The sequence below is a fragment of the Nitriliruptor alkaliphilus DSM 45188 genome (assembly GCF_000969705.1).
Lineage (GTDB): Bacteria > Actinomycetota > Nitriliruptoria > Nitriliruptorales > Nitriliruptoraceae > Nitriliruptor > Nitriliruptor alkaliphilus.
Genome location: NZ_KQ033901.1, coordinates 2,265,876 through 2,291,607 on the forward strand (window position 1 = coordinate 2,265,876; position 25,732 = coordinate 2,291,607).

A 25,732-nucleotide genomic window follows, 5' to 3' on the forward strand; every position below is an offset into this window, starting at 1 on the left:
AGGAACGCGTGGCCGAGATCCTCGATGTGACCGGTGACGACCGCGATGTCGCCATCGGCCTGGCGGCGACCGCGCTGCGCGAGGCGTTGTTGGTGGTCATGCCCACCGACACCGTCTACGGCGTCGCAGCGGACGCGTTCGACCCCGAGGCCACCGCCCGGATCTTCGCGGCCAAGGAGCGGGCCCGGGCCCACCCACTGCCCGTCCTGGTGCGCTCCCAGAAGCAGCTGCCGGCGCTGACCCCCCTCGTCAGCGACGTCCTGGATCGCCTCGTCGCGGCCTACTGGCCCGGCCCGCTGACCATCGTCGTCCCCGCCCAGCCACAGCTGCGCTGGGACCTCGGCCGCAACGACGGCACCGTTGCGGTGCGGATGCCGCTCGACGAGGTCGCCCTGGACCTGATCCGGGCGGTCGGGCCGTTGGCGGTCACCTCGGCCAACCGCAGCGGGCGGACACCGGCGGCCACGGCACGGGACGCCCACGACCAGCTCCAGGACGCCGTGGAGGTGTACCTCGACGACGGGCCCCGGGACCCGGCCCTCCGCTCCACGATCGTGGACGTGACCCGCAGCACGCCGCACGTCCTGCGCGAAGGCGTCGTGCCCGCCGCAGAGGTGCTGGCCGTCGCGACCGGCGAGCTCGACCCCTTCGCGGTGCCGCTCCCCGAGGAGCGGCCGCCCGGGACCGGAGGCACCGAGACGGATCTCGAGCGCGGCGAGGGCGACTCGGAGCGCGGCGAGGGCGACTCGGAGCGTGGCGAGGGCGACTCGGAGCGTGGCGAGGGGTAGCCTGGGGTATCCCGCCTCCCGTCCACGGAGCGTCGCTTGTCCGATCCCACGCGCCAGCCTGCCGGCACCTACTGGGGCCCCGATTTCGCCGCCCTCGAGCAGCTCGACCCCGAGGTGGCCCGCGGGCTGCTCACCGAGCTCGATCGGCAGCGCAGCAAGCTCCAGCTGATCGCCAGCGAGAACTTCGCCTCCCCGGCGGTGCTCGCGGCCCAGGGGTCGGTGCTGACCAACAAGTACGCCGAGGGCTACCCCGGGAAGCGCTACTACGGCGGGTGCGAGGAGGCGGTCGACCCCCTCGAGCAGCTGGCCATCGACCGCGCCAAGCAGCTGTTCGGCGCCGACCACGCCAACGTGCAGCCCCACTCGGGCGCCAGCGCGAACATCGCCGCGTACTTCGCCACGGTCGCGCCGGGCGACAAGGTCCTGGCGATGTCGCTGCCTCACGGTGGGCACCTCACCCACGGCATGAAGCTCAACTTCTCGGGTCGCTGGTTCGACGTGGCTTCCTACGGTGTCCGCCAGGACACCGAGGTCATCGACATGGACGAGGTCCGTGACCTGGCCGTGGAGCACCGGCCGAAGCTGATCATCGCGGGCTGGTCGGCCTACCCCCGCCAGCTCGACTTCGAGGCCTTCCGGTCGATCGCCGACGAGGTCGGCGCGACGCTGATGTGCGACGCCGCGCACTTCATCGGCCTGGTGGCCGGTGGCGTGCACCCGAGCCCCGTGCCGTGGTGCGACATCGTCACCTTCACCACCCACAAGACCCTGCGTGGGCCCCGTGGCGCGATCATCCTCGCGAAGGAACACCTCGCCAAGGCGATCGACAAGGCCGTCTTCCCCGGCACCCAGGGGGGCCCGCTCGAGCACGTGATCGCGGCCAAGGCGGTCGCCCTCAAGGAGGCGATGGACCCCTCCTTCAAGGAGTACAGCCAGCGCATCCTCGACGACGCCCGGGCGCTCGCGGGCGGCCTGGCCGAGCGCGGCTACCGCGTCACCTCCGGCGGGACCGACACCCACCTGTTCCTCGCCGACGTGACGGGCAAGGGCCTGACGGGCGCCGAGGCCGAGGCGCGCGCCGACGCGGCCGGGATCGTCCTCAACAAGAACGCCATCCCCTTCGACCAGAACCCCCCGGCCATCGCGTCGGGCATCCGTGCCGGGACGGCCACGGTGGCCACCCAGGGCATGGGGCCGGGCGAGCTCGCGGCGGTCGCCGGTCTCATCGACCGGGCCTTCACCGGCTCCGACGACGACCGTGCGGCCGTCCGCGGCGAGATCGGCGACCTCGTCGCGCGGTTCCCCGTGTACCCCGAACCGGACGCGTAGGTGCTCGCCCACCTGGTGGTCGCGGCGACCGCAGCCCTCGTCACGGGGCTGGTCACACCGCTGGTCGCCAGGCTCGCGCGTCGCCTCGGGGCGGTGGATCGCCCGAGCGACCCCCGGAAGGTCCACACGGCCGCCATCCCCACCCTCGGCGGCCTGGCGATGCTGATCGGCCTGCTCGCCGCGGTCGGGGTCGCCTGGCTGCTGCCGACGTTCGGGGACCTGTTCGCCACCACCTCCGAGCCGGTGGCGCTGCTGCTCGGCGCCGTGGTGATCAGCGCGATCGGGGTGGCCGACGACCTGTTCGGGCTCCCGGCGACGGTCAAGCTCGCCGGTCAGCTGTTGGCGGCGCTCGCGGTCGTCGTCTTCGGTATCCAGCTGGTCCACTTCTGGGTGCCGGGGCTGCAGGTGGTCGCCCTGTCGTCGGACCTCGGGATGGTCCTGACGGTCGTGGCCCTCGTGGCGATGATCAACGCGGTCAACCTCATCGACGGTCTCGACGGGCTCGCGGCGGGGGTCGTGGGCATCGCGGCGGTCGCGTTCTTCATCTTCACGGTGCGGAGCACCTCGACGGGCCTCGTGGAGTCGATCCCGACCGCGGCGCCCCTGTTGGCGGCCATCCTCGCCGGCCTGTGTGTCGGCTTCCTGGTGCACAACACCCACCCGGCCCGCATCTTCATGGGCGACACCGGGTCGATGCTGCTCGGTCTGCTCCTGGGGGTCGCCGGCGTCAGCTACGTCGGTCGGACCACCGCACCCTCCTACGTGGACTTCTACGGGTCCGTGCCACTGTTCATCCCCGCGCTGGTGCTCGCCGTCCCGTTCCTGGACACCGCGTTCGCCATCCTGCGGCGCCTCGTGCGGCGGCAGTCCATCACCGCAGCCGACCGCGGCCACCTGCACCACCTGCTGCTCGCCTTCGGGCACTCCCACCGGCGTGCGGTCCTGGTCCTGTACTACTGGTCCGCGCTGCTGGCGGTCGCCTCCGTGGGGCCCGCGTTCGTGCCTCTGGCGGCCCTCGCCCCCTGGCTCCTGGCGGCCGCGGTGATCGGTGCCGCAGCGACGGTGGCGGGCACGAGGGCCGACCGTCTCGAGGGGTCGGTCGACCTCGTACCGGACGAGCAGCTGCCCGCCGCGGACGGCTCCGGCGGCGGCGCCTGACCGGTCCCCGAGCGGGTGCTCGCCGGGTGTGCGGACCGGCGGTGGCCGGACACCCGGCCGTGGCCCGGAGGACGCTCGTGCTTTTGCCGACCCTTCCCCGGCTGCGCTAGCGTCCGCGCGACATGGACGAACGTGACCGGCGGTTCCGCCGCGAGTCGCTCGAGGATCTGGACCGTGGCTGGGCCATATCCGCCGAGCTCCTGACCGCTACCGCGGTCTGGGGTGGCATCGGGTGGCTCCTGGACCGCTGGCTCGGCTCGACGCCGTGGCTGTTCGCGATCGGCCTCCTGCTCGGTTTCGGGCTCGGGACCTACATCGTCTTCAAGCGCTTCGAGGTAGTAGCTGCGGCGGAGGATGCCAAACGCCCCCGGCTCTGACGCCGGACCGCCCCCCGCGACACCGCCCCCACCCCACGGGACACCGCGTCCCGCCGACACGTACGACACCGACCGCGGTCGATGCCGCAAGTGATGACGGGACCCGACGACGTGGCTGACCTCCTCGCACCCTGCCCGGGCGACGCGCATCTGCGCGTGCCCGACGGGCGTGCGCAGGAGATCCGGATGGCCACCGCGGCCCTGCGCATCGCCGGCCCCCTGACGCTGGCCCTGGCGGTCCCCGCCGGCCTCGTCCGCGGTCCCCTCGGCGCCGCGACGGCGCTGTTCGCCGTCACGCTGGTGGTCGGGGGGTTCGCGCTCACCGGCTACGCCCACGGGCGGGCGGCCGCGCGTGGCCCCGTCGCTCTCCAGGCGGTCGCCCTCGGCGGGATGATCCTGCGGCTGTGGGTCTACGGGATGCTCCTGGTCGTGCTCGGCCCGGTCTCGTGGCTCGACGCACCCACCCTCGGGGCCGCCATCCCGATCGCCGTCGTGGTGCTCCTCGCCGCGGAGGTGCGCTTCGTGACCACCCAGCCCGACCTCTGGTTCGTCGAGGTGCCGGCTGCGGGGACCCCCCGCCCGGCCACCGCGTCGACATCCGACCGAAAGGACCGCGCGTGAGCCTGCTGCTCGCGGCAGAGAACGGGGCGTTCCACGTCCCGACGCTCGAGGAGCTGTTCGAGTTCCCGGCCTTCCTCTTCGAGGACTCCGCGTACTTCGCGTTCAACCGCACGGCGATGCTGTACCTGCTCGCCGCCGCGATCGTGAGCGGGCTGATGCTGAAGGCCTTCCGGAACCCGTCGATCGTGCCGGGCCGGTTCCAGACGGCGATGGAGGCGGTGGTCGAGCTCGTCCGCAACAACATCGTGGTCGAGGTCATGGGGCCCAAGGGGCTGCGCTACGTGCCCCTGCTGACCAGCTTCTTCCTGTTCATCTTCGTGAACAACTTCTTCGAGATCGCCCCCTTCATCAACTTCCCGCCGACGGGGCGCATGGCGATGCCGGCGTTCCTGGCCTTCGTGGTGTGGACGACCTTCATCCTCGTCGGCATCAAGCACCAGGGCCTGGCCTACTTCAAGAACGCGGTCGTGCTGCCCGGTGTCCCGTTCCTGCTGCACTTCCTGCTGGTGCCGATCGAGTTCATCTCGACCTTCATCGTCCGGCCCTTGACCCACGCGGTCCGGCTCTTCGCCAACATGATGGCGGGACACATCCTGCTGGCGGTGGCGTTCCTGGCCACCAACGCCTTCCTGATCGACTTCCACACCATCACCAGCCCCCAGTTCCTGCCGAGCGGCTGGACCGGTCTGCTCTTCGGTCCGCTCACGCTGGCGGGCTCGGTCGCCCTGGTGCTCTTCGAGCTGCTGGTGGCGCTGCTGCAGGCCTACATCTTCACCATCCTGGCCGCCGTCTACATCGCCAGTTCCATGGAAGCGGACCACTGATCGACCCCGAACCTCCGCGTCGACGCCCCGTCGGTGCGGTGCCAGACCCTTCGACGGCGTTCTCCGGACGCCACCCGCAACGAGGAGACACCTGATGGAGAACCTGGGCAACGGCCTCGTCTACGGCCTCGCCGCGATCGGCCCCGGCCTCGGTATCGGCTTCCTGGTCGGTAAGGCCATCGAGTCGATGGCTCGCCAGCCCGAGGCCGCCGGCATGATCCGCACCACGATGTTCCTGGGCATCGCGTTCGTCGAGGCGCTCGCGCTGTTCGGCTTCGTGCTGGCCTTCATCATCTGACGTCACCTGGCCACCACCGACCGAACGTGAGGAACGTCTGATGAACCTCTTCATCGCCGCCGAACCCGACGGCGCCTTCGGTGTCGTCCTCCCGGCCGCCGCTGAGCTCGTCTGGGGTGCGGTCGCCTTCGCGATCGTCTTCTTCATGCTGTCGAAGCTGGCGTTCCCGAAGCTCGGCCAGCTGCTCGACGACCGCACCGCGGCCATCCAGGGCAAGATGGAGGAGGCCGACCGCAAGCTCGATGAGGCGCAAGCGTCCAAGGCGGAGTTCGACGCCGGCATCGCCGACGCACGTGGCGAGGCCAACCGCATCGTCGAGGACGCCAAGCAGACCGCCGAGTCCCTGCGTCGCGACATCGTCGCGAAGGCCGAGGACGAGGCGGCCGCGCTGCTGCAGAAGGCACGCGCGGACGTGACGGCCGAGCGCGAGCGGCTCCTGCAGGAGCTGCGCTCGCAGGTCGGCGTGCTCTCGGTCGAGCTGGCGTCGCGGATCGTCGAGCGTGAGCTCGACGCCTCCACGCACCAGTCCCTGGTCGACGAGTACATCCAGAACCTGTCGCGCACCAACTGAACGTGGCCGCGACCCGGCTCCACGAGGACCGACGATGACGACCGATCGCACGCACCACTACGCGCAGGCCGTGGTGGCGTTGGCTGAGGCGGAGGGCGCCCTCGGTGCCGTCGAGGACGAACTGCTCGCCGTCGCGCGTGCCGTCGACGGCAACGATGAGCTCCGCCGCAAGCTGACCGACCAGCACCTGCCGGTGGGGCAGCGGCTGACCTTCGCCGAGTCGGCGGCCCTGGCCGCTGCCCACCCTGCGACCCGAGCCGCGCTCGCGATGCTCATCGCCGCCGAGCGCGTCGGTGACATCTCCGCCATCGCGGACGTCGTCGCCGCCGAAGGTGCGGCGCGTCGTGACGCCGAGGTCGCCGAGGTCTACGTCGCGGCCCCGGTCGACGATGCCAAGCGCGAGGCGCTGAAGGCGGCGCTCGAACGCGCCACCGGCAAGCGCCTCGACCTGAAGGTCTTCGTCGACCCGTCGGTCATCGGTGGTGTCCGCGCCAAGATCGGCGACATCGTCATCGACGGGTCGCTGGCCCAGCGCCTCGACGAACTGCGCACCCGGGTCGCCCGCTGACCCCCGCTCCCCGAACGTGCCCCACGCACGCGGAACCGAAGACGAGGAAGACGCCACGATGAGCGACCTCACGATCCGCCCGGAGGACATCTCCTCCGCGATCCAGAAGATGCTCGAGGGTTACGAGCCCGGTCTCACCCAGGAGCAGGTCGGCCGGGTGCTGGCCACCGGTGACGGCATCGCCACCATCTCCGGCCTGCCGGGGACGCTCGCCAACGAGCTGCTGGACTTCGGTGGCGGCGTGTTCGGCATGGCCATGAACCTCGACGAGCACGAGATCGGTGCCGCGGTGTTCGCCGACGCCGCGCAGATCGAGGAGGGCCAGACGGTCCGCCGCACCGACCGCGTCCTGTCGGTGCCCGTCGGTGACGCCATGCTCGGTCGCGTGGTCGACCCGCTCGGTCGCCCGATCGACGGCAAGGGCCCGCTCGACGAGGCTCGCATCGACGCGCAGCGGCCGCTCGAGGTCCAGGCGCCCGGTGTCGTCGACCGCCAGCCCGTCGGTGAGCCGATGCAGACCGGCATCAAGGTCATCGACGTCATGACGCCGATCGGCCGCGGCCAGCGCGAGCTGATCATCGGTGACCGCCAGACCGGTAAGACGGCGATCGCCATCGACACCATCATCAACCAGAAGCAGCTGTGGGGCACCGACGAGGCCGTCAAGTGCATCTACGTGGCGATCGGTCAGAAGGGCTCGACCGTCGCCGAGGTCGTGTCCACCCTCGAGCGCTTCGGGGCGATGGAGTACACCACCGTCGTCAACGCGCCGGCCTCCTCGCCCGCGCCGTTCCAGTACATCGCCCCCTACGCGGGTGCCGCCATCGGCGCGAACTGGATGTACAAGGGCGAGCACGTCCTGATCGTCTACGACGACCTGTCGAAGCAGGCCGACGCCTACCGCCAGCTGTCGCTGCTGCTGCGCCGCCCGCCGGGTCGTGAGGCCTACCCCGGTGACGTCTTCTACCTCCACAGCCGGCTGCTCGAGCGTGCGGCCAAGCTGAACGACGAGCTCGGTGGCGGGTCGATGACGGCGCTGCCGATCGTCGAGACCAAGGCCAACGACGTCTCGGCCTACATCCCGACCAACGTGATCTCGATCACCGACGGGCAGATCTTCCTGGAGACCGACCTGTTCTTCCAGGGTGTGCGTCCGGCCATGAACCCGGGTATCTCGGTCTCCCGCGTCGGTGGTTCGGCCCAGCGGCCGGCCATGAAGGCCGTCGCCGGGACCGTCCGGCTCGAGCTGGCGCAGTACCGCGAGCTCGAGGCGTTCGCCCAGTTCGGTTCGGACCTCGACAAGGCCTCGCAGCAGCAGATCGCCCGCGGCCAGCGTGTCGTGGAGATCCTCAAGCAGCGCCAGTTCCAGCCGCTGCCGGTCGAGCTCCAGGTCGCGTCGGTCGTCGCGGTGTCGGGTGGCCACATCGACGACGTGCCGGTCGGTGACGTGAGCCGCTTCGAGTCCGAGCTCCACGAGTTCCTCCAGACCCGCCACGCCGGCGTCCTCGAGCGGCTGCGCACCGAGAAGTTCAAGGGTGAGCTCGAGGAGGCCTTGAAGGCGGCCATCGCCGACTTCAAGGCCGGCTTCGAGGCCACGGCGCAGGCCGAGGTCGTCGAGGAGAACGAGGGCTGGGACGCCATGGCGGCGTCCAGCGAGACCGTCGAGGACTGACCAGCAAGGGCCGCCCCGTGAGTGGGGCGGCACCGCCCGGGAGCAGCGTCCCGCCGGAGCGACCAGCACCCGCCCTGACGGGGCCGACAGGAGGATCAGGTGGCAGGCAGCGGTCAGATCCGCCAGCTGCGCCGACGGATCAAGTCGGTGCGCAGCACGCAGAAGATCACCCGCGCGATGGAGATGATCGCGGCGTCCCGCATCCTCAAGGCCCAGCGTCGGGTGCGCGAAGCGCGCCCCTACGCCGAGCAGATCCACGGGATCATCAAGGGCCTGGCCGCCAGCCAGGAGGTCGCCGCGCACCCGCTGCTGCAGGTGCGTGACGACGTCCGGAACGTCGCGGTCGTGGTGCTGACCTCCGACCGCGGCCTCGCGGGGGCCTACAACGCCAACATCCTCAAGCTCGGTGAACGCACCATCCGCGACGAGGAAGCGGCCGGCCGGTCGGTCGACCTCTACATCGTCGGGCGCAAGGGCGGCGGCTACTTCAACTACCGCGGCCGCCGTGCGGTCCGGGCGTGGGAGGGCGTTTCCGACGAGCCCGTCCTCGACGACGCGGCTGGTATCGCGGCGACCGTGATGGAGCGCTACCGCACGAGCGAGCTCGACCGGGTGTGGCTGGTCTACACCGACTTCCGGTCCTCGCTCAACCAGGTGCCAGTCCGCATGGAGCTGCTGCCGGTCAAGCCCGAGGAGTTCGGTGGTGGCTCGGAGCTGCCGCCCGAGTTCCTGTTCATCCCCGGCCGCGACGTGATCCTCGACCGCCTGATCCCGCGCTACGTCGAGGCCAAGGTCTTCCACGGCCTGCTGGAGTCGTCGGCGTCAGAGCACGCCGCACGCCAGCGGGCGATGAAGTCGGCGACCGACAACGCCAACGACGTCGCCAACTCGATGTCGCAGGTCATGAACCAGGCCCGCCAGGACCAGATCACCACCGAGATCTCCGAGATCGTCGGTGGCGCCGAAGCCCTCTCCCAGGGCCGCTGAGCGCCACCCACCCCTACGTTCACGAGCAGCTCGAGCAACGAGCAGGAGCCAGCAGATGTCGACGATGCAGACCACCGGGGTCAGCGACGGTCCCAGCAGCGCCGGAGGCAACGAGGGACGCATCATCCGCGTCATCGGCCCGGTCGTGGACGTGGAGTTCCCTCCCGGCGACATGCCGGACATCAACAACGCGCTGACCTTCGAGCGGCGCGAGGGCGACGGGCAGGTGACGCTGACCGCCGAGGTGGCCCAGCACATCGGGACCCACCGCGTCCGCGCCATCTGCATGCAGCCGACCGACGGTGTCGTCCGCGGTGCGACGGTCACCGACACCGGCGCGCCGATCAGCGTCCCGGTCGGACCCGGCACGCTCGGCCACATCTACAACGTGCTCGGCGAGCCGCTCGACACCACGCCGGACAAGATCGAGGCCGACACGCGGTGGTCGATCCACCGCGATCCGCCGAAGTTCGACGAGCTCGAATCCCAGGCCGAGATGTTCGAGACCGGCATCAAGGTCATCGACCTCGTCGAGCCCTACGTCAAGGGCGGCAAGATCGGGATGTTCGGCGGCGCCGGTGTCGGCAAGACCGTCGTCATCCAGGAGATGATCAACCGCGTCGCCCAGCAGCACGGTGGTGTCTCGGTGTTCGCCGGCGTCGGTGAGCGCACCCGTGAGGGCACCGACCTCATGATCGAGATGGCGGAGGCCGGTGTCCTCGAGAAGGCCGCGCTGGTCTACGGCCAGATGGACGAGCCGCCGGGCGTGCGCCTGCGTGTGGCCCTGTCGGCGCTGACGATGGCCGAGTACTTCCGTGACGAGATGCGCCAGGACGTGCTGCTCTTCGTCGACAACGTCTTCCGCTTCGTCCAGGCCGGTATGGAGGTCTCCACCCTCCTCGGCCGCATGCCGTCGGCGGCGGGTTACCAGCCGACGCTGACCAACGAGATGGGCCAGCTGCAGGAGCGGATCACGTCCACCAAGGGACGTTCGATCACCTCGCTGCAGGCCGTGTACGTGCCCGCCGACGACATCACCGACCCGGCGCCGCACACCACCTTCGCTCACCTCGACGCCCAGACCGTGCTCTCGCGCGAGATCGCGTCGCTCGGCATCTACCCGGCCGTCGACCCGCTCGACTCGACCTCCCGCATCCTCGACCCGCTGGTCGTCGGCGCCGAGCACTACGCGGTGGCGACCGGTGTCCAGGAGGTTCTCCAGCGCTACAAGGACCTCCAGGACATCATCGCCATCCTCGGTATCGACGAGCTGTCCGAGGAGGACAAGGTCACCGTCGCCCGGGCCCGCAAGGCGCAGCGGTTCTTCTCCCAGAACTTCTACGTCGCCGAGCAGTTCACCGGGAACCCCGGCGTGTACGTCTCGGTCAAGGACACCATCGAGGGCTTCAAGGCGCTCATCGACGGCGACCTCGACGAGCTGCCCGAGCAGGCGTTCCTCTACGCCGGCAACGTCGACGACGTCCAGCGCAAGGCTGCCGAGCTGGCCTGACCGGGCTTTGACCCGGCTCGAGGCCCGAACAGGAGTGGTCCGTGGCGACGATGCAGGTGGAGGTGGTCTCGGCCGAGAAGCAGCTGTTCTCGGGCGAGGCCAAGGAGCTCTACGCGCGTGCGCTCGACGGTGAGATCGGCATCATGCCCGGTCACCAGCCGGCGGTGATCGCCCTCGACATCGGTCCGGTCAACATCCGGTTCGAGGACGGCACCAACGAACGCATCGCCGTCCACAACGGCTTCCTGTACGTGGGGCGGGACAAGACCATCGTGCTCGCCGACACCGCCGAGCTCGCCAGCGAGATCGACACGGCGCGCGCCGAGGCCAAGGTCCGCGAGCTCGAGCAGAAGCTCGACCGCGAGGAGGACGCCAGCCTGCGTTCCTCGCTCGCCAAGGCGCGCCTGCGCGTGGACGTCGCCACGCGCGCCTGAAGCAGCAGGTCGTACGGACCGAGGGTGGGCCGATTGGCCCGTCCTCGGTCCCGTCTGGTCTAGGCTTCGGGTCGGGTCACACCGGTTCCTACGGGGGGTTCATCGTGCGTCGTCGCACCGTGTCGTGTTCGTTGTTGGTGGCGTTGTTGGTGGGGGCGTTGGTGCCGTCAGTGGCGTCGGCGCAGGCGCCTGAGGGTGCGATCCTGTTGATCATGGACGCGTCGGGGTCGATGGAGGCCCGGGACGCCGATGGCGTCCGCCTCATGGACGGGGCCAAGGACGCGTTGCGTGGGGTGGTGGACACGCTGCCGGACGGCACGCACGTGGGGTTGCGTGTGTACGGGCACCGTGAGCCGAACACCGATCAGGAGCGGGGGTGTCAGGACACCGAGCTGATCAGTCCGGTGCAGCCGCTCGATCGTGAGGCGATGCGGGCGGCGATCGACAGCTTCGAGCCGTCGGGGTTCACGCCGATCGGGGCGTCGCTGCAGGCGGCGGCGGATGATCTGCCGCCGGAGGGTCCGCGGACCATCATCTTGGTGTCGGACGGTGAGGACACGTGTGCGCCGCCCGATCCGTGCGAGGTGGCGGCTGAGCTGCGTGGTGATGGGGTCGATCTGGTCGTGGAGACGGTCGGGTTCGCGCTCGGGACCGATGAGGGGGCACGTGCGCAGCTGGAGTGCATCGCCGAGGCAGGTGGTGGCACGTTCACCGATGTGGCGACGGCGGCTGAGTTGGTCGAGCAGCTCGAGGTGGTCTCCACCCGCGAAGCACGCCGCTTCAAGGCTGGTGGCGATGTGGTCGAGGGCGGACCCGTCCCGGCGCAGGCGCCGACGCTGGAGCCAGGGCGGACGTACCGGGACACCGTCCTGTTGGGCGAGCAGCTCTACTACCGGGTCGACCTGTCTGGGTTGTCGGACCTGTCCGGGTTCACGGTCCAAGTGACGAGGGAAGCGGGCTCGCCGGAGGAACTCAGTGGCCGGTTCGAACAACGTCTCGCCCTCGTCGACCGCACCGACTCGGTCATCCGGCTCGCCAACGAGGGTCGTCAGACGAACCGCTACGCGGCGCTCGACGAGAACAGCATCCTGACCACCCCACCGGGGCTCCCGGAAGGCCTCGACGAGGCCTACGTCCGGGTCCAGATCAGCCGCTACACCCACGACGTCGAGGCGACGATCGAGATCCTCACCGACGGCGGCGTGGCGGCGGTCGAGACAGAGGAGGAGCAGGAGGCCGACGAGCCGGAGGAACCCGAGGTCGAGAAGGCCGTGGAGGAGCCCGAGACCGACGAGCTGGCGGCCGAACCCGCGGGGAGCGAGGGCCTGCCGGCCTGGGCTGCGGTCGTCATCACCCTCCTCGCCGTCCTGGTGCTCGGCCTGGTTGCCCTGGTCGCGGTCCTGTTCAAGCGGACGTCCGCGCGGTCACCTGCCGTCTGACCCGGCGGGTGGCCACCCGGTCCGGCCGGGCCGGGTGCGGCCACGGGTACGCTCGCGCGATGCTCGATCCGACCTCCTCCGACGACGTCTTCGTCGTGCACGGCGGCGCGCCCCTGCGTGGCACCGTGCGGCTCTCGGGCGCCAAGAACTCGGCCCTGAAGCTGATGGCCGCCGGGATCCTGTGCGACGGCGTGCTCGAGCTGCGCGAGGTGCCGGCGATCGCCGACGTCCCCGTCATGGCCGACGTCCTGCGGGGCCTCGGCCTCGGGGTCGACCTCGACCTGGAGGCCAACACCTGCAAGCTCGACGCCTCCGAAGAGCCGGACTGGCACGCGCCCGCCGATGCGGTGTCGCGGATCCGGGCGTCGCTGTCGGTGCTGGGACCCCTGGTCGCCCGCACGAGGCGCGCTCGGCTGGCCCTGCCCGGCGGAGACCGCATCGGTGCGCGCGGGATCGATCTGCACCTGCGGGGGCTCGAGGCGATGGGTGCGACCGTCTGGGAGCGAGACGGCGAGGTCGAGGTCCACGCCGACGACCTCCACGGTGCGCTGCTGACCCTGGACTTCCCGTCCGTCGGCGCGACCGAGAACCTGCTGTTCGCGGCCACGCTGGCGGACGGCGAGACGGTCATCGACAACGCCGCCCGCGAGCCCGAGATCCAGGACCTGTGCCGGATGTTGGTCGCCATGGGGGCGACCATCGAGGGCATCGGCTCGCCCACGCTGTCCATCGAGGGCGTGGACCGGCTGCGGCCGACCCGGTGGGAGACGTGCCCCGACCGGATCGAGGCCGGGACCTACGCGATGGCGGCGGCGCTCACCGGTGGTGACGTGGTCATCGAGCGCGTGCGGCCCACGGACCTGACCCTGCCCATCATCAAGCTGCGCGCGGCCGGGGTCGTGGTCGAGGAGGGCGCCGACTCGCTGCGCGTCAAGGCGGGTGAACTCGAGGCGGTCGACGTGGTCACCCTGCCCTACCCGGGCTTCCCCACCGACCTCCAGCCCCAGCTGATGGTGCTGCTGTCGCAGGCTGCCGGCACCTCCCGCTGTACCGAGAACGTGTTCGAGTCGCGGTTCTCGTTCGTCGAAGAGCTGCGCCGCATGGGTGCCGACATCGACATCGACGGCCACCACGCCCTCATTCGTGGTCCGGCGCCCCTGCACGGTGCGACGCTGACCGGCCTCGACGTCCGTGCCGGCGCCGCCGGGACGATGGCCGGTCTCGTGGCCTCGGGCGAGACCATCATCCGCGACGTCCACCACGTGGACCGTGGGTACGCCGACTGGATCCCGCGGCTGCAGGCGCTCGGTGCCGATGTGCGCCGCGTCCCCGCAGCACAGCTGGGCGCCGCCGATGCGTGACGCACGGCCGGGGTGGGTGGCGCTGGCCGCCACCCTCCTCGCCCTGGGCGTGACCGCACCGGCCGCCGCGGCACGGGTGACGGTCGAGCTCGGTGAGCCCGACACCTCGGCGCCGACCGCCGCCGACATCGCCGTCCCGGACGCGCCCGTCGACGTCGGTGTGGTCGCGGCGCCGCTGCGCTTCGAGGCCGGCCCCGGCATCGCGCTCGAGCTGGCCGACGGCCGGCGCTTCCTCGACCGACTCGAGATCCGTTCGCCGGGCGACGGGCAGGTCCTGGTCAACGACGTGACGGTGGACGACTACGTCGCCGGGGTCGCCGAGATGCCGGGACGGTGGCACATCGAGGCACTGAAGGCCCAAGCGGTCGCGGCACGGACCTACGCCTGGCACGCGGTCGAGCTCGGCACGTTCGCCTCTCGGGGCTACGACATCTGCGACACCGTCGACTGCCAGGCCTTCGCCGGGGCATCCCAGGAGGAGGGTGACCACGGACAGCGGTGGCGTGTTGCGGTCGACGCCACCGCCGGCGAGGTCCTGGTCGACGACGCCGGAGCACCGATCCTGGCGCGCTACTTCTCCACCTCGGGGGGACACACCCTGCCGAACGAGGTCGTGTTCCCGAGCTCGGGACCCCGCCCGTACCTCGTCGGGACCGACGACCCCGATGACCGGGTCTCGCCCTACCACCGGTGGGAGGTGCGCTTCACCCGCGAGGAGTTCGAGGCCATCCTCTCGCGCGGGGAGCGTCTGGCCGGAGCCGTACCGCTCGCCTCGGTCGAGCGGCTCGGTGACGTCGACCTGCCCGGTGCGGACGTGCGGTTCACCGGCCAGGACGGCACCGAGGTGGTGCTCGACAGCGTGGACCTGCGCCGCTTCCTGTCCAGCGTGGCGCCCGAGCTCTACCCCGACCGCTTCCCGACGCGGCGCTCCGACGGGCTCCGCGATCTGCCGACCACCGTGCCCTCGTCGCGCTTCACCATCGAGGTCGGCGACGACGAGGTCGTGATCGACGGGCGCGGGTGGGGCCACGCGGTCGGGATGGGGCAGTACGGCGCCCGCGGGCGGGCCGAAGCGGGCGCGACCTACGACCAGATCCTGGCCGCCTACTACGCCGGCCTCGAGCCGACCACAACAGACGATCTCCCCGAACGTTTCCGGGTCGGCCTGTCGCGACCGGCGGTCGGAAGCGTCACCCCGGACGGGCCCATGCGGATCGTCGCCGACGGTGAGGTCGTGATCGAGGACGCGGCCGGGACCTGGGCGGTGGCCCCCGACGGCGGCGGCGTGCGGCTCACCGCGCCGCCGGGCTGGGGCGAGCCTGCGGTCGCGTCCCGGACCGAGCCCGCGCTCGGCGTCCCGACCGTGCCGCGAGCCGTGGCCGTCGAAGCCACCACGGCCGTCCCCGGGACCCTGTCGCTGCGCGTCGACGATGCGACCGGCGCGGTCGTGCAGGACCGTCGCCTCGGCGCCGCGGGTCCCGGGCGTCAGATCGCGGTCTGGGACGCCACCGACGACGCTGGTGACGACCTGCCGGCGGGGACCTACGCGCTCGCCCTGACGGTGACGGCCGCCGACGGCTCGACCGCCGGTACCCCGCTGCCCGTGACCGTCGACGTGGCGCGAGATCCCATCGCCACCCTGACCGGCACCGACGCGTCCCGCTCGCCGCTCCTCGCGCTCCTCGCGGTCGCCGTGGTGGGGCTCCTGCTCGGGCTGGCAGCCTCCCGCCGTCGTTCCCGCACCACCGCGCCCGCCTCACCCGCCAGCCCGACCGAGGGCGCGACCCCCGACCCCAGGAGCTCACGGTGAGCTACCCGCCACCACCCTCGCCGGGAGGGCCCGCGCCGCAGCCGTCGGCGCCGCAGCCCCAGGCCCCGGCGCACACCTCGGCCGCGGGCGCGGACCCGGCCTGGCCGTCGCTGCCGGACCGCTGGTGGCGGGGCACGCAGCCGCACGCGACCTTCCCGGTGCCGTACACGCTCGTGGACGGGTTCGGACTGTTCGCGTGGTTCATCCTCGGCCAGGTCGTCATCGGCCTGCCCCTCAGCTTCCTCGTGGTCATGCTCGGTGTCGAAGTGACGGATCTGACCAGTCCCGGGTTGCTGGCCACCGTGCTGGCGACCCAGGCCAGCGTGATCCTCAGCGGTCTCGGGTACCTGAAGCTGCGTGGGCGGTTGAACTGGCGCCTGTGGGGCCCGATCCGACCGCGCCTCTCCCACGTGGGGTGGGGGCTGCTCGTCGGCGTCGGCGGCTTCCTCAGCATCCAGGTCGTGCTCGGCGTGGTGCTCAGCCTGCTGGACGAGGCGGATCCGCCCGAACAGGAGCTGCTCACGGCGGTCGGCGCGGACCCGTTGGTGACGCTGTTGATCGTCATCGCAGCCGTCGTGCTGGCCCCGATCGGTGAGGAGCTGGTCTTCCGCGGGGTCCTGTTCCAGGCGCTCCGGCGCCGGGTCGGCCTGTGGGCATCCGCGACGATCAGCAGCGCCGTGTTCGGCGTCGTCCACGTCGAGGTCATCGGCGTCGATGCGCTGCCGGCGGTCGTCGCGGCGGTGGTGCTGCTGTGCCTCGCGGTGGTACCGCGCTTCCCTCTGGTGGTCCGGTTGCTCCTCGGCGCGCTGGGTCTGGCGGCGGTGGCCTTCGCCATCGCGGCAGGGGGGTGGACCCCGGTGCTGGTCCCGACCGGCCTGGCGGCGCTCGGGTTCGTGCTCGCCCTGACCTTCCACCGCACGGGCAGCCTGCTGGTGCCGATCGTCGGGCATGCGACGTTCAACGCCATCGCCGTCGGGCTGACGTTGCTGGCACACAACCTGGATCTGCCGGTCTGACCGCGCTCACCGGCTCGGCCGACCTCAGCGCTCCCCGCGCCCGACGAGGGCCGTGTGGCGGGCCCGGTACTGCGCCGGCGTCCGGCCCGTCAGCCGGGCGAACTGCCGGGTGAACGCCGCCTGGTCGTAGAACCCGCACTCGGCGGCCACCTCGGCGATCGGTCGGTCCGTCCCGGCGAGCAGGGTCGTGGCGCGGTCGACGCGGGCGCGCAGCAGGAACTGCGTCGGCGACAGGCCGAACACCCGGCGCAATCGACGCGTCAGCTGCCCCGGTGAGCACCCGGCGGCCGCGGCCAGGTCCGAGATCCGCAGCGGTTCGTCGAGCCGACGTCGCACCAGGTCGACGACCCGCGACAACGAGCTGATCTCCACCTGGTCCTCGCTCGGTCGGTGCAGGTCACGCGAGATGCTGACGAGGCCGGACACCTGACCGCCCCGGATCACCGGCAGCTTGGTGGTCACGTACCAGCCCTCGCTGCCGTCCGGTCGCAGGATCAGCTCGAGCTCGTCGTGGAGCGGCCGGCCGGTGTGCACCACCCGCCGGTCCTGGGCCTCGTACCGCTCGGCCAGGGGCGCCGGGAACAGGTCCGTGGCGCGCGCGCCGAGGACCTCCCGACGCGAACGTCGGCCGGTGCGGCGGACGAACGCCCCGTTGACGGCCACGTAGCGGTGCTGGGCATCCTTGGCGCAGAACAGCACGTCCACCAGGGCGTCGAAGAGTCCGAGCAGCTCCGGTGCGTCGAGCTCGAGGAACGGACCCTCGAGGTCCCCACCGGCGGGTGGGGGCGCCCCGTTGGCGGCAGGACGCAGCGGCGACGGGCTATCCGTACAAGACCCGTCGGGGTCGGCTCGGCGACGCTTGGTGATCCACGTCCCTCAGGTCCGGGGGCAACGACGGTGAAGGTAGCGATGTGGTCACCCAAGGGACGGCCGCACCACCCGGCGCGGACACCGACCTGCTCGATCGTGCGATCGAGCTCGCGGGGACCTGGCGCGATGCGGCCGGTGAGGTCAGCCGGCACCAGGCGCGGACCGCACGCCGGCTGACGGCGCTGCTGGAGGACCCGGCGGGCTTCGAGGTCGCGACGGGCTTCCTCGACCGCGTGACCCGCGCCACCGGCGACCGCGTGGCCGCCGAGCAGTTGGCCGACGTGGTCGACGGTCGTGGCATCCCCGGGTTCCTGTCGGTCGTGGACCGGGTGCTGTTCGCCGTCGGTGGCCGGGTCGCCCCGATCGCGCCGGCGATCGCCATGCCGCTCGCTCGGGCTCGGCTCCGTCAGCTGGTGGGCCACCTGGTGGTCGACGCCGACCCCGACGCGCTCGCGGCGCGTCTGGCGGGGGCCCGCGCGGACGGTCAGCAGCTCAACATCAACCTGCTCGGTGAAGCGGTCCTCGGTGAGCGTGAGGCACGCCGCCGGCTCGAGCGCACGCTCGACCTCGTCGCCCGGCCCGACGTCGACCACGTGTCGGTGAAGATCACCGGCATCACGGCCCAGCTCAACCCCTGGGCGTTCGAGGCCGAGCTCGAACGGATCGGTGACCGGCTGCGCCGGCTGTACCTCGCCGCCGCGGCGACCGACCCACCGACGTTCGTGAACCTCGACCTCGAGGAGCACCGTGACCTCGAGCTGAGCGTGGAGGCGTTCACCCGGCTGCTCGACGAGTCCGCGCTGCACCAGGTCGAGGCGGGCATCGTCCTGCAGGCCTACCTGCCCGACAGCGTCGCAGCGCTCCAGCGGCTGATGAGCTGGGCGGCGCAGCGTCGGGCGAGCGGCGGTGCACCGGTGCGGATCCGGTTGGTCAAGGGCGCCAACCTGGCGATGGAGCGGGTCGAAGCCGAGCTCCACGGGTGGCCGGCCGCGCCGTACCCCACCAAGGCCGACACCGACGCGAACTACAAGCGGCTGGTGGACCTCGTGCTCGACCCGGGCGCCCTCGGCGCCGTGAAGGTCGGGATCGCCAGCCACAACCTGTTCGACGTGGCGTGGGCGCTGCTGCTGGCCGAGGAGCGGGGTGTCGCCGACCACGTCCGCGTCGAGATGCTGCAGGGCATGGCACCGGGCGAGGCGGCCGCCGTGGGGCGGCGCGCCGGCGAACTGCGGCTGTACACGCCGGTGGTCGCCCGTGACGACTTCGACGTCGCCATCTCCTACCTGTTCCGGCGGCTCGAGGAGACCTCGGCGCCCGAGAACTTCCTGCGGGCGCTCCCGCACCTGATCTCCGACCCGAGCGTCTTCGACCGTGAGGCGCAGCGGTTCGTCACCGCGGTCGGCCGCCGCCACGAGGTCCCGACCGAGCCCCGCCGGACCCAGGACCGACGGTCCGAGGAGCCGGCCGTCCTCGACCGGTTCGTCAACGAGCCCGACACCGATCCATCGCTGCCCGGCAACCGCGCGTGGGCCGAGGACCTGGTCGCGACACCGCCCGCGCCGCTTCGCACGCCGATCCCGGCCGAGGTGGCCGAGGCCGAGGGCCTCGTGTCGGACCTGGTCACGGCGCAGCCGACCTGGCACGCACGTGGCGCTGCTGGCCGTCGCGAGGTCCTGCACGCGGTGGCCGCCGAGCTGTCCCGCCAGCGCGGTGAGCTGGTCCGCGTCATGGTCCACGAGGCCGGCAAGACCGTTGGCGAAGCCGATCCGGAGGTGTCCGAGGCCATCGACTTCGCGCGCTACTACGCCGAGCGGGCGCCCGAGCTCGAGACGGCCGACGGACTGCGCCACGAGCCGCTCGGCGTCGTGCTCGTCACCCCGCCGTGGAACTTCCCGGTGGCCATCCCCGCCGGTGGGGTGCTGGCAGCGTTGGCGGCCGGCAACGCGGTCATCCTCAAGCCCGCACCCGAGACCCGGCGGTGCGCCGAGCTGGTCGCCGAAGCGTGCTGGGCCGCTGGGGTGCCCGAGGACGTCCTGCGGTTCTTCCCATGCGAGGACGACGAGGTCGGCCAGGCGTTGGTGTCGCACCCGGACCTCGGCGCGATCGTGCTCACCGGCGCGTCGGAGACGGCGCAGCTGTTCCGCACCTGGAACCCGGACGTGCCGCTGATGGCCGAGACCAGCGGGAAGAACGCCCTGATCGTCAGCCCGGCCGCCGACCTCGACCTCGCCGTCGCGGACCTCGTGCGGTCGGCGTTCGGGCACGCCGGGCAGAAGTGCTCGGCGGCCAGCCTGGCGATCTGCTTCGGCGACGTCGCCGAGGACCCGCGCTTCCTCGACCAGCTCGTGGACGCGGTCGAGAGCCTCGTGGTGGGCCCGTCGACCGACCTCGCGACCACGGTGGGGCCGGTCATCCACCGGCCCGAGGGCAAGCTCGAGCGGGCGCTGACCCGCCTCGAACCGGGGGAGCGGTGGCTGGTCGAACCGCGTCAGCTGTCCGAGGATGGGCGGCTGTGGAGCCCAGGTGTCCGGTTGGGTGTGACGGCCGGCAGTTGGACCCACACCACCGAGTGGTTCGGACCCGTCCTCGGCATCGTGCGTGCTGCCGACCTCGACGAGGCCATCGCCATCCAGAACGCGACCGGGTACGGGCTGACCGGCGGGATCCACTCACTCGACGACCGCGAGGTCGAACGGTGGCTGGCCAAGGTCCAGGTCGGCAACGCGTACGTGAACCGGCACATCACGGGGGCCATCGTGCAACGCCAGCCCTTCGGTGGCTGGAAGCGGTCCTCGGTCGGCCCCGGCGCCAAGGCCGGTGGTCCGAACTACGTGGCGCAGCTCGGTACCTGGTGCGAGGAGCGGCCGCCGACGGACGTCGTCGAGCCCGGGTCGCAGGTCGCCGCCCTGCTCGCCAGGGTGACGCCGGTCCTCGACCCGGACGAGCTGACCTGGCTGCGGACCGCCGCTGCCTCGGACGAGCACGCCTGGCGGACCACCTTCGGGGTCGAGCACGATCCGACCGGGCTGCGTTCCGAGGCCAACGTCCTGCGCTACCGCCCGCGGCGTCGCGTGGTGGTGCGCGTCGGGCCGGACGCGTCGGACCGTGACGTCGCCCGCGTCGTCCTCGCCGCGGTCCGGTCGGGCTCCCCGGTGGAGCTCAGCAGCCCGGCACCCCACCCGTGCGCCGCTCCGCTCGGCGCGGGCCTGGTGCGTGTCACCGTCGAGGACGCCGCGCGCCTCGTGGAGCGCACGGCCGACGAGGAGGGGGTCCGCGTCCGCGTCGTCGGTGAGCTCGAGCCCGCTCTCGAGCAGGCCGCGATCGATCTGCGGCTGGACGTGCTCACCGCGCCCGTCGTCGCCAACGGCCGGGTCGAGGTGGGCCACCACCTGCTCGAGCAGGCCATCAGCCGCACCCTCCACCGCTACGGCGTCCTCCGCGACGACCGCTGAGGACCGCAACCGGTTGCAGGTGAACGGTCGGGGGTGGGTGGCTGCTACCGGTTGCAGGTGAACGGTCGGGGGTGGGCGGTCGCCACCGGTTGCAGGCCGCGTCAGTGGCGGATCAGACGCTCGGCGAGGGTGCGGCCCGTCGGCGGGCGCCCGGTACGGGCCGCGCGGGCGTCGGCGCGGGCCAGACCGTGCTGCACGATGCGTGCACCGAGCCACCGCAGGGGTTCGGGTTCCCAGCGGCGCGGTCGGTGGCCGACCATGGGCAGGTCCGCGAACGGGGTGTCCCCGTCGAGCACCAGGTCGGCGAGGACCCGCCCGGCGAGGTTGGTGGTCGCCACACCCTGGCCCGTGTAGCCGTAGGCGGCCCCGATGCCGCTCGCGGGGTCGAACCGGAACGTCGGCAGCCAGTCGCGAGGCATCGCCAAGGGCCCACCCCACCGCGCGGCGATGCGCACGCCGCGCAGCTGCGGGAACCACGCGGTCAGCTGCCGCGCCAGCTCGGTGTGGGTGGGGTCGTGCAGGTCGTGCTGCGGGCCGACCCCCGAGCCGTAGTGGTAGGGCGCGCCGCGGCCACCGAACAGCACCCGGCCGTCCTCGGTGCGTGAGAGGTAGTCGACGGTCAGCCGGTGCGACGACAGGCACTCGTGCCCGTCCCAGCCGATGGTCGCCCACCGTGCCTCGTCGATCGGCTCGGTCAACACGATCAGCGAGTAGAGCGGGAGCACGTCGCGGGCCCGCCCGGGGAGCTGGGGGAGCCAGGCCTCGCACGCCAGCAGGACCGCATCGGCGGTCACCGTCCCGCGGTCGGTGACGAGCCGAGGTGGCCTCGTCCCCGCTCCGGGGTGGACGTCGGTGACCCGCGTGCCCTCGGCGATGGTCGCGCCGGCGGACTCGACCCGTCGAGCGAGCCCGCGGACGAGGCGGCCGGGGTGGACGACGGCGCCGTACGGGTCGAACAGCGCCCCGTGCGCGTCCGCGACCTGGATGCGCTCCGACAGTTCGCCTCGGGACAGGACGTGGAGGTCGGACGCCAGCCCGAGGTCGGCGAGCGCCGCGTGCCCGGCGTGCATGACGGGGACCTCGTGCCGGCCACGCGCGACCCGGAGGATGCCGCCGCGGCGCAGCCCCGCGTCGATGCCCTCCCGGTCGCAGACGGCCGCGATCTCGGTGATGGTGTCGCGCATCGCCAGGGTCGTGGCGCGCGTCGTCGCGGGGGAGGTCCGGCGTGCCAGCTCGGTCGGGGTGACGCCGACGCCCGGTGACAGCCACGCCCCGTTGCGGCCGGAGGCGCCGAAACCGGCGGTCTCGGCCTCGACGAGCAGCACCCGCGTCGTCGGGTCACGTGCCAGCAGGTACCACGCGGTCCAGAGGCCGGTGAAGCCGGCGCCGACGATGGCGACGTCGACCGTCGCGTCGCCGTCCAGCGGTGGGCGCGGCGTCAGCTCGTCGCCGCTGTCGCCGAGCCACCACGTCGCGGGCGACGCGCCTGTCGTCACGCGCGGCCCGTCGAACGGTCGTGCAGTTCGAGCGCGAGCCCGAACTCCAGCAGGTGCTCACCGGCGCGCGGGTCACGGCCGGTGAGGTCGCGGATGCGGTCGAGGCGGTAGGCGAGGGTGTGCCGGTGGACACACAGCTCCTCGGCGGCTGGGCCCGGTCGGCACCCGTGCGCCAGGTAGGCGCGCAACGTGTCGATGAGGGGCGACCCGTCGGGCCCGTCCTGTTCCAGCACCGGCCCGAGGACGGTCGCCACGAAGTCGGTCGTGCCGAGCTCGTCGCGCATCCCCGCGAGCAGGCCGGGGAGGCCGAGCTGGTCGACGTCACGGACGGCGGCCGGTGCCTCCAGCTGGAGCGCGACACGCGACTCACGCAGACCGGCTGCCAGCGCGTCCACGTCGTGCTTCACGCGGCTGCGGCCGATGCGGATCCCGGTCCACCCGCGCGTGGCCGCGGCCGTGGCGATGGCGTCGGCGACCCCGGCGTCGTCGGGCACGATGGCGTGCACGACCCCGTCCAGCCGACCCACGAGCGGTCGAGCCGACACGAGCAGCACGTCCTCGACCACGGCGCACAGGTGCGCGGGGCTGACAGCGGTGGGGCGCGAGACCGCCAGGACGCGGTACCCCCCGCGCAGCTGGACGCCCAACCGGTCGAGGGCGCGGGTCGTCGATGCGGTGGTCGCGCGACCTGCGGCGACCTCCTCGAGCAGCTCGTCGACGCGGGTGCGGTTGGCCTCACGCACCGAGCGCCCGCGGGCGAGCTCGAGGGACACGCCCGCGAGGCCCTGCTCGAAGAGCAGCTCCTCGTGCTCGACGAGCGGCCGGTCGCTGACGGCGACCACGACCGCCTCGACCTCGTCGCCGAGCCGGACCGGGCGCGACGTCACCAGGTGTCCGTCGAGCTCGGCGGTGGCACGTGAACCGTCGGCGACCGTCGTCACCCACAGCTTGGCGACACCGAGGTCGGCCACGACACCGGCGGGGTCGTGCCGACCGAGCTCACGGCCGCCGTAGTCGAAGGCCACCAGCGCGGCGCCGGGCATGGCCGGGCCGACCGTCGCCAGGACGCCCGGCACACCCTCCTCGCCCACGACCGCCGCCAGCACCTGACGGTGCAGGGCCACGGCGCTGCGGAGGGTGGCGTCGTGCTCGGCGAAGGTGTGGTGGGACACGCGGCGGGTCACGGCGATGAAGGGGACCTCGTAGGGGACGGTGAACAGCGGCAGGTCGAGTTCGTCGCACGCCGCGACCATCGCCGGCGGCACCTGATCGAGGACCACGCCGATCCCGAAGCCGACGGCCACGACCTCGCGACGCGACAGCGCAGCCACCAGCCGCTGCTGGAGCTCGGGGTCGTCCCGAACACCGATACCGGTGGTGAGCAGAACCTCGCCGCCCTCGAGCCACGGTGTGGGGTCGGGGGTGTCGGAGATGTGGGCCCACCGGATGGGGCCACGGTGGTCGACCCCGGCGTGGCCGGCCACGACCTCCAGCCCGAGGCTGGGGTCGTCGAGCAGTTCGGGGAGCCACAACGGCACGGGACCCCTGACGACGGCCGGTCCACGAGCGTAACGCCGTGATGGCCAGGCCGAGGGGGGTCGCGCCGCGGGAGCACGCACGCCACCGATCGCGTCGGCGCTCACGTCGGTGAGCCGGCCGTGCGACGCAGGACCACGACCTTCTCGGTGGTCAGCTCGTGGATCGTCGAGCGGGGACCCTCGCGCGTGGTGCCGGGGTGGTCGACGCCCCCGTAGGGCGCCTGGTCGACGCGGAAGGTCGGGGACTCGTTGACCAGCACCGCGCCGGCCCGGATGCGGTCGACGTAGGTCAGCGCCCGGTCCAGGTCCCGGGTGAACACGCCGAGGTGGATCAGCGGTGGCCCGGCCTCCACGGCAGCGATCGCCTCGTCGGTGGTGGCGAAGGTGCGGACCGCCACGACCGGACCGAACACCTCCTCGGTCCACAGCGGCGCATCGAGCGACACGTCGGTGACGACCGTGGGTTCCACCACCGCGCCGTCCCCGCCGCCGCCGGTCAGGACGCGGCCACCGCCGTCGACCGTCGACCGGACGGAGCGGCGGATCCGCTCGCCGGCGGCGGCGTCGATCACGCAGGACAGGTCCGAGGTCTCGTCGAGCGGCGGCCCGAGCCGGAGGCCGGCCACCCGCGGCACCAGCCGGTCGAGCACGTCGTCGGCGACACGCTCGTGCAGCAGCAGGCGTTGGACCGACACGCACGACTGCCCGGCGTGGCCGAAGCCGCCGGCGACGACCCGGTCGACGACCGTGGCGAGGTCCGCGTCCGCCTCGGCCACCAGCGGTGCTGCGGAGCCGAGCTCGAGCAGCACCTTGGCGTGGGAGCCCTCGCGCGCGAGCACCTCGCCGACCGGCGCCGATCCGGTGAAGGTCACGGCGGCCACGCCCGGGTGCCGGGTGAGTGCACCACCCACGACCGGCCCGTCCCCGGTGAGCACCGCCAGCCAGCCGGCGGGCAGGCCCGCGTCGAGGAGCCGCTCGGCGAGGGCGATCGACGACAGCGGCGTGCGCTCGGCGGGCTTGAGCACGACCGGACACCCGGCCGCGACGGCCGGACCGACCTTGTGGGCGACGAGGTTCAGGGGGAAGTTGAAGGGGGTGATGGCCGCGACGACCCCGATCGGTTCGCGCCGGACGAACCCGGTGGCCCCGACCCCGGCCGGGTGGGCGTCCATCGGCAGGGTCCGGTCGTGGGCGGTCCGGACCTCCGCGGCGCTGAACGCCAGGGTCTCGACGCAGCGATCGACCTCCGTGCGGGCGGCGGCGATCGGCTTGGCCGCCTCGAGGGCGATGAGGTGGGCGAGGTGCTCCCGGTCGCGGCGCACGAGGTCGGCGGTCCGCTCCAGCACGGCGGCGCGCTCGGCGAGCGGCAGCGGCCCGCCGCGCAGCACCCGGGTCGCGACGTCGACGGCCCGATCCACGTCGGCCTCGTCGGCGACCGCCTGCGCGCTGATGGTGGCGCCGCTCCAGGTGTCCAGGACCGGCATCGTCAGCTCCCGGTCCTCCCAGCCGCCGTCGATCAGCAGCGCGGTCCGCGCGGGCACGTCCGCCACAGGTCGCTTCCTCTCCTCGGACGGACGTCGAAGTCCCGCCCGCGACGATGGACGCTACGAAGG

Annotated in this window: 22 protein-coding genes; 18 read left to right on the forward strand and 4 right to left on the reverse strand. The window is 72.3% G+C overall.

The window, feature by feature from the left end; genetic code table 11:
* The first annotated feature begins 8 nt into the window (after window positions 1–8).
* The 17 genes from NITAL_RS10615 (at window position 9) to NITAL_RS10695 (ending at window position 16,763) form a co-directional block, all read left to right on the forward strand.
* Window positions 9–788, forward strand: a complete 780-nt coding sequence (locus tag NITAL_RS10615; protein WP_083441442.1) for an L-threonylcarbamoyladenylate synthase — start codon at window positions 9–11, stop codon at window positions 786–788.
* Window positions 789–824: 36 nt separating this feature from the next.
* A complete protein-coding gene (locus tag NITAL_RS10620) occupies window positions 825–2,117 on the forward strand; it encodes a serine hydroxymethyltransferase (RefSeq protein ID WP_052666213.1) in 1,293 nt (430 codons plus the stop codon).
* Window positions 2,118–3,275, forward strand: a complete 1,158-nt coding sequence (locus tag NITAL_RS10625; RefSeq protein ID WP_052666214.1) for a glycosyltransferase family 4 protein — start codon at window positions 2,118–2,120, stop codon at window positions 3,273–3,275.
* 122 nt (window positions 3,276–3,397) lie between these two features.
* Window positions 3,398–3,652 (forward strand): AtpZ/AtpI family protein, encoded by a 255-nt coding sequence (locus NITAL_RS10630; RefSeq protein ID WP_211262327.1) that lies wholly within the window; start codon window positions 3,398–3,400, stop codon window positions 3,650–3,652.
* Window positions 3,653–3,763: 111 nt separating this feature from the next.
* The gene (locus NITAL_RS10635) at window positions 3,764–4,273 is read left to right on the forward strand and encodes a hypothetical protein (RefSeq protein WP_157041756.1); all 510 of its coding nucleotides are present in this window, start codon (window positions 3,764–3,766) and stop codon (window positions 4,271–4,273) included.
* Entirely contained in the window at window positions 4,270–5,097 is an 828-nt protein-coding gene (atpB, locus tag NITAL_RS10640; RefSeq protein ID WP_052666216.1) for a F0F1 ATP synthase subunit A, read from the forward strand. Before NITAL_RS10635 ends, atpB begins: the two co-directional genes overlap by 4 nt.
* 94 nt (window positions 5,098–5,191) lie before the next feature.
* Complete coding sequence (gene atpE / locus NITAL_RS10645; RefSeq protein WP_052666217.1) at window positions 5,192–5,395, forward strand: ATP synthase F0 subunit C; 204 nt, start codon at window positions 5,192–5,194, stop codon at window positions 5,393–5,395.
* Between the two features lie 40 nt (window positions 5,396–5,435).
* Window positions 5,436–5,966 (forward strand): F0F1 ATP synthase subunit B, encoded by a 531-nt coding sequence (gene atpF, locus NITAL_RS10650; RefSeq protein ID WP_052666218.1) that lies wholly within the window; start codon window positions 5,436–5,438, stop codon window positions 5,964–5,966.
* Window positions 5,967–6,000: 34 nt separating this feature from the next.
* Window positions 6,001–6,534, forward strand: a complete 534-nt coding sequence (gene atpH / locus NITAL_RS10655) for an ATP synthase F1 subunit delta (RefSeq protein ID WP_052666219.1) — start codon at window positions 6,001–6,003, stop codon at window positions 6,532–6,534.
* A gap of 58 nt (window positions 6,535–6,592) precedes the next feature.
* Window positions 6,593–8,206, forward strand: a complete 1,614-nt coding sequence (atpA, locus tag NITAL_RS10660) for a F0F1 ATP synthase subunit alpha (protein WP_052666220.1) — start codon at window positions 6,593–6,595, stop codon at window positions 8,204–8,206.
* A 99-nt stretch (window positions 8,207–8,305) separates the two neighbouring features.
* Complete coding sequence (locus tag NITAL_RS10665) at window positions 8,306–9,193, forward strand: F0F1 ATP synthase subunit gamma (protein WP_052666221.1); 888 nt, start codon at window positions 8,306–8,308, stop codon at window positions 9,191–9,193.
* 64 nt (window positions 9,194–9,257) lie between these two features.
* Window positions 9,258–10,703: a F0F1 ATP synthase subunit beta gene (gene atpD, locus NITAL_RS10670; protein ID WP_052669584.1), complete on the forward strand. Its 1,446-nt coding sequence runs from the start codon at window positions 9,258–9,260 to the stop codon at window positions 10,701–10,703.
* Between the two features lie 50 nt (window positions 10,704–10,753).
* Window positions 10,754–11,137: an ATP synthase F1 subunit epsilon gene (gene atpC, locus NITAL_RS10675; protein WP_052669585.1), complete on the forward strand. Its 384-nt coding sequence runs from the start codon at window positions 10,754–10,756 to the stop codon at window positions 11,135–11,137.
* 104 nt (window positions 11,138–11,241) lie between these two features.
* Window positions 11,242–12,576: a VWA domain-containing protein gene (locus NITAL_RS10680; RefSeq protein WP_157041757.1), complete on the forward strand. Its 1,335-nt coding sequence runs from the start codon at window positions 11,242–11,244 to the stop codon at window positions 12,574–12,576.
* A gap of 59 nt (window positions 12,577–12,635) precedes the next feature.
* Window positions 12,636–13,937: a UDP-N-acetylglucosamine 1-carboxyvinyltransferase gene (gene murA / locus NITAL_RS10685; protein ID WP_052669586.1), complete on the forward strand. Its 1,302-nt coding sequence runs from the start codon at window positions 12,636–12,638 to the stop codon at window positions 13,935–13,937.
* On the forward strand, window positions 13,930–15,747 hold the full coding sequence (locus tag NITAL_RS10690; protein WP_157041758.1) for a SpoIID/LytB domain-containing protein: 1,818 nt from the start codon (window positions 13,930–13,932) through the stop codon (window positions 15,745–15,747). Before murA ends, NITAL_RS10690 begins: the two co-directional genes overlap by 8 nt.
* The gene (locus NITAL_RS10695) at window positions 15,744–16,763 is read left to right on the forward strand and encodes a CPBP family intramembrane glutamic endopeptidase (protein ID WP_052666224.1); all 1,020 of its coding nucleotides are present in this window, start codon (window positions 15,744–15,746) and stop codon (window positions 16,761–16,763) included. The genes NITAL_RS10690 and NITAL_RS10695 overlap by 4 nt, the downstream gene beginning before the upstream one ends.
* Before the next feature lie 24 nt (window positions 16,764–16,787).
* Here the strand turns inward: NITAL_RS10695 and NITAL_RS10700 are convergent, their stop codons facing one another.
* Entirely contained in the window at window positions 16,788–17,468 is a 681-nt protein-coding gene (locus NITAL_RS10700) for a helix-turn-helix domain-containing protein (protein WP_211262329.1), read from the reverse strand.
* Window positions 17,469–17,674: 206 nt separating this feature from the next.
* Between NITAL_RS10700 and NITAL_RS10705 the strand changes: the two genes are divergently transcribed.
* Window positions 17,675–21,085: a bifunctional proline dehydrogenase/L-glutamate gamma-semialdehyde dehydrogenase gene (locus tag NITAL_RS10705; RefSeq protein ID WP_052666226.1), complete on the forward strand. Its 3,411-nt coding sequence runs from the start codon at window positions 17,675–17,677 to the stop codon at window positions 21,083–21,085.
* Window positions 21,086–21,186: 101 nt separating this feature from the next.
* Here NITAL_RS10705 and NITAL_RS10710 read toward each other — a convergent pair whose 3' ends face one another.
* From NITAL_RS10710 to NITAL_RS10720, 3 genes are all read right to left on the reverse strand, one after another.
* Window positions 21,187–22,581: an NAD(P)/FAD-dependent oxidoreductase gene (locus tag NITAL_RS10710; RefSeq protein WP_052666227.1), complete on the reverse strand. Its 1,395-nt coding sequence runs from the start codon at window positions 22,579–22,581 to the stop codon at window positions 21,187–21,189.
* Window positions 22,578–24,119: a PucR family transcriptional regulator gene (locus NITAL_RS10715; RefSeq protein ID WP_052666228.1), complete on the reverse strand. Its 1,542-nt coding sequence runs from the start codon at window positions 24,117–24,119 to the stop codon at window positions 22,578–22,580. Before NITAL_RS10715 ends, NITAL_RS10710 begins: the two co-directional genes overlap by 4 nt.
* Before the next feature lie 101 nt (window positions 24,120–24,220).
* On the reverse strand, window positions 24,221–25,669 hold the full coding sequence (locus NITAL_RS10720; RefSeq protein ID WP_052666229.1) for an aldehyde dehydrogenase family protein: 1,449 nt from the start codon (window positions 25,667–25,669) through the stop codon (window positions 24,221–24,223).
* Window positions 25,670–25,732 lie beyond the last annotated feature (63 nt).

Excerpts from the sequence above, each read along its gene's own strand:
- atpH (WP_052666219.1), top strand. The coding sequence starts at position 6,001 with ATGACGACCGATCGCACGCACCACTACGCGCAGGCCGTGGTGGCGTTG.
- NITAL_RS10630 (WP_211262327.1), top strand. The coding sequence starts at position 3,398 with ATGGACGAACGTGACCGGCGGTTCCGCCGCGAGTCGCTCGAGGATCTG.
- NITAL_RS10690 (WP_157041758.1), top strand. The coding sequence starts at position 13,930 with ATGCGTGACGCACGGCCGGGGTGGGTGGCGCTGGCCGCCACCCTCCTC.
- atpD (WP_052669584.1), top strand. The coding sequence starts at position 9,258 with ATGCAGACCACCGGGGTCAGCGACGGTCCCAGCAGCGCCGGAGGCAAC.
- murA (WP_052669586.1), top strand. The coding sequence starts at position 12,636 with ATGCTCGATCCGACCTCCTCCGACGACGTCTTCGTCGTGCACGGCGGC.
- atpC (WP_052669585.1), top strand. The coding sequence starts at position 10,754 with ATGCAGGTGGAGGTGGTCTCGGCCGAGAAGCAGCTGTTCTCGGGCGAG.
- atpE (WP_052666217.1), top strand. The coding sequence starts at position 5,192 with ATGGAGAACCTGGGCAACGGCCTCGTCTACGGCCTCGCCGCGATCGGC.
- atpF (WP_052666218.1), top strand. The coding sequence starts at position 5,436 with ATGAACCTCTTCATCGCCGCCGAACCCGACGGCGCCTTCGGTGTCGTC.
- atpA (WP_052666220.1), top strand. The coding sequence starts at position 6,593 with ATGAGCGACCTCACGATCCGCCCGGAGGACATCTCCTCCGCGATCCAG.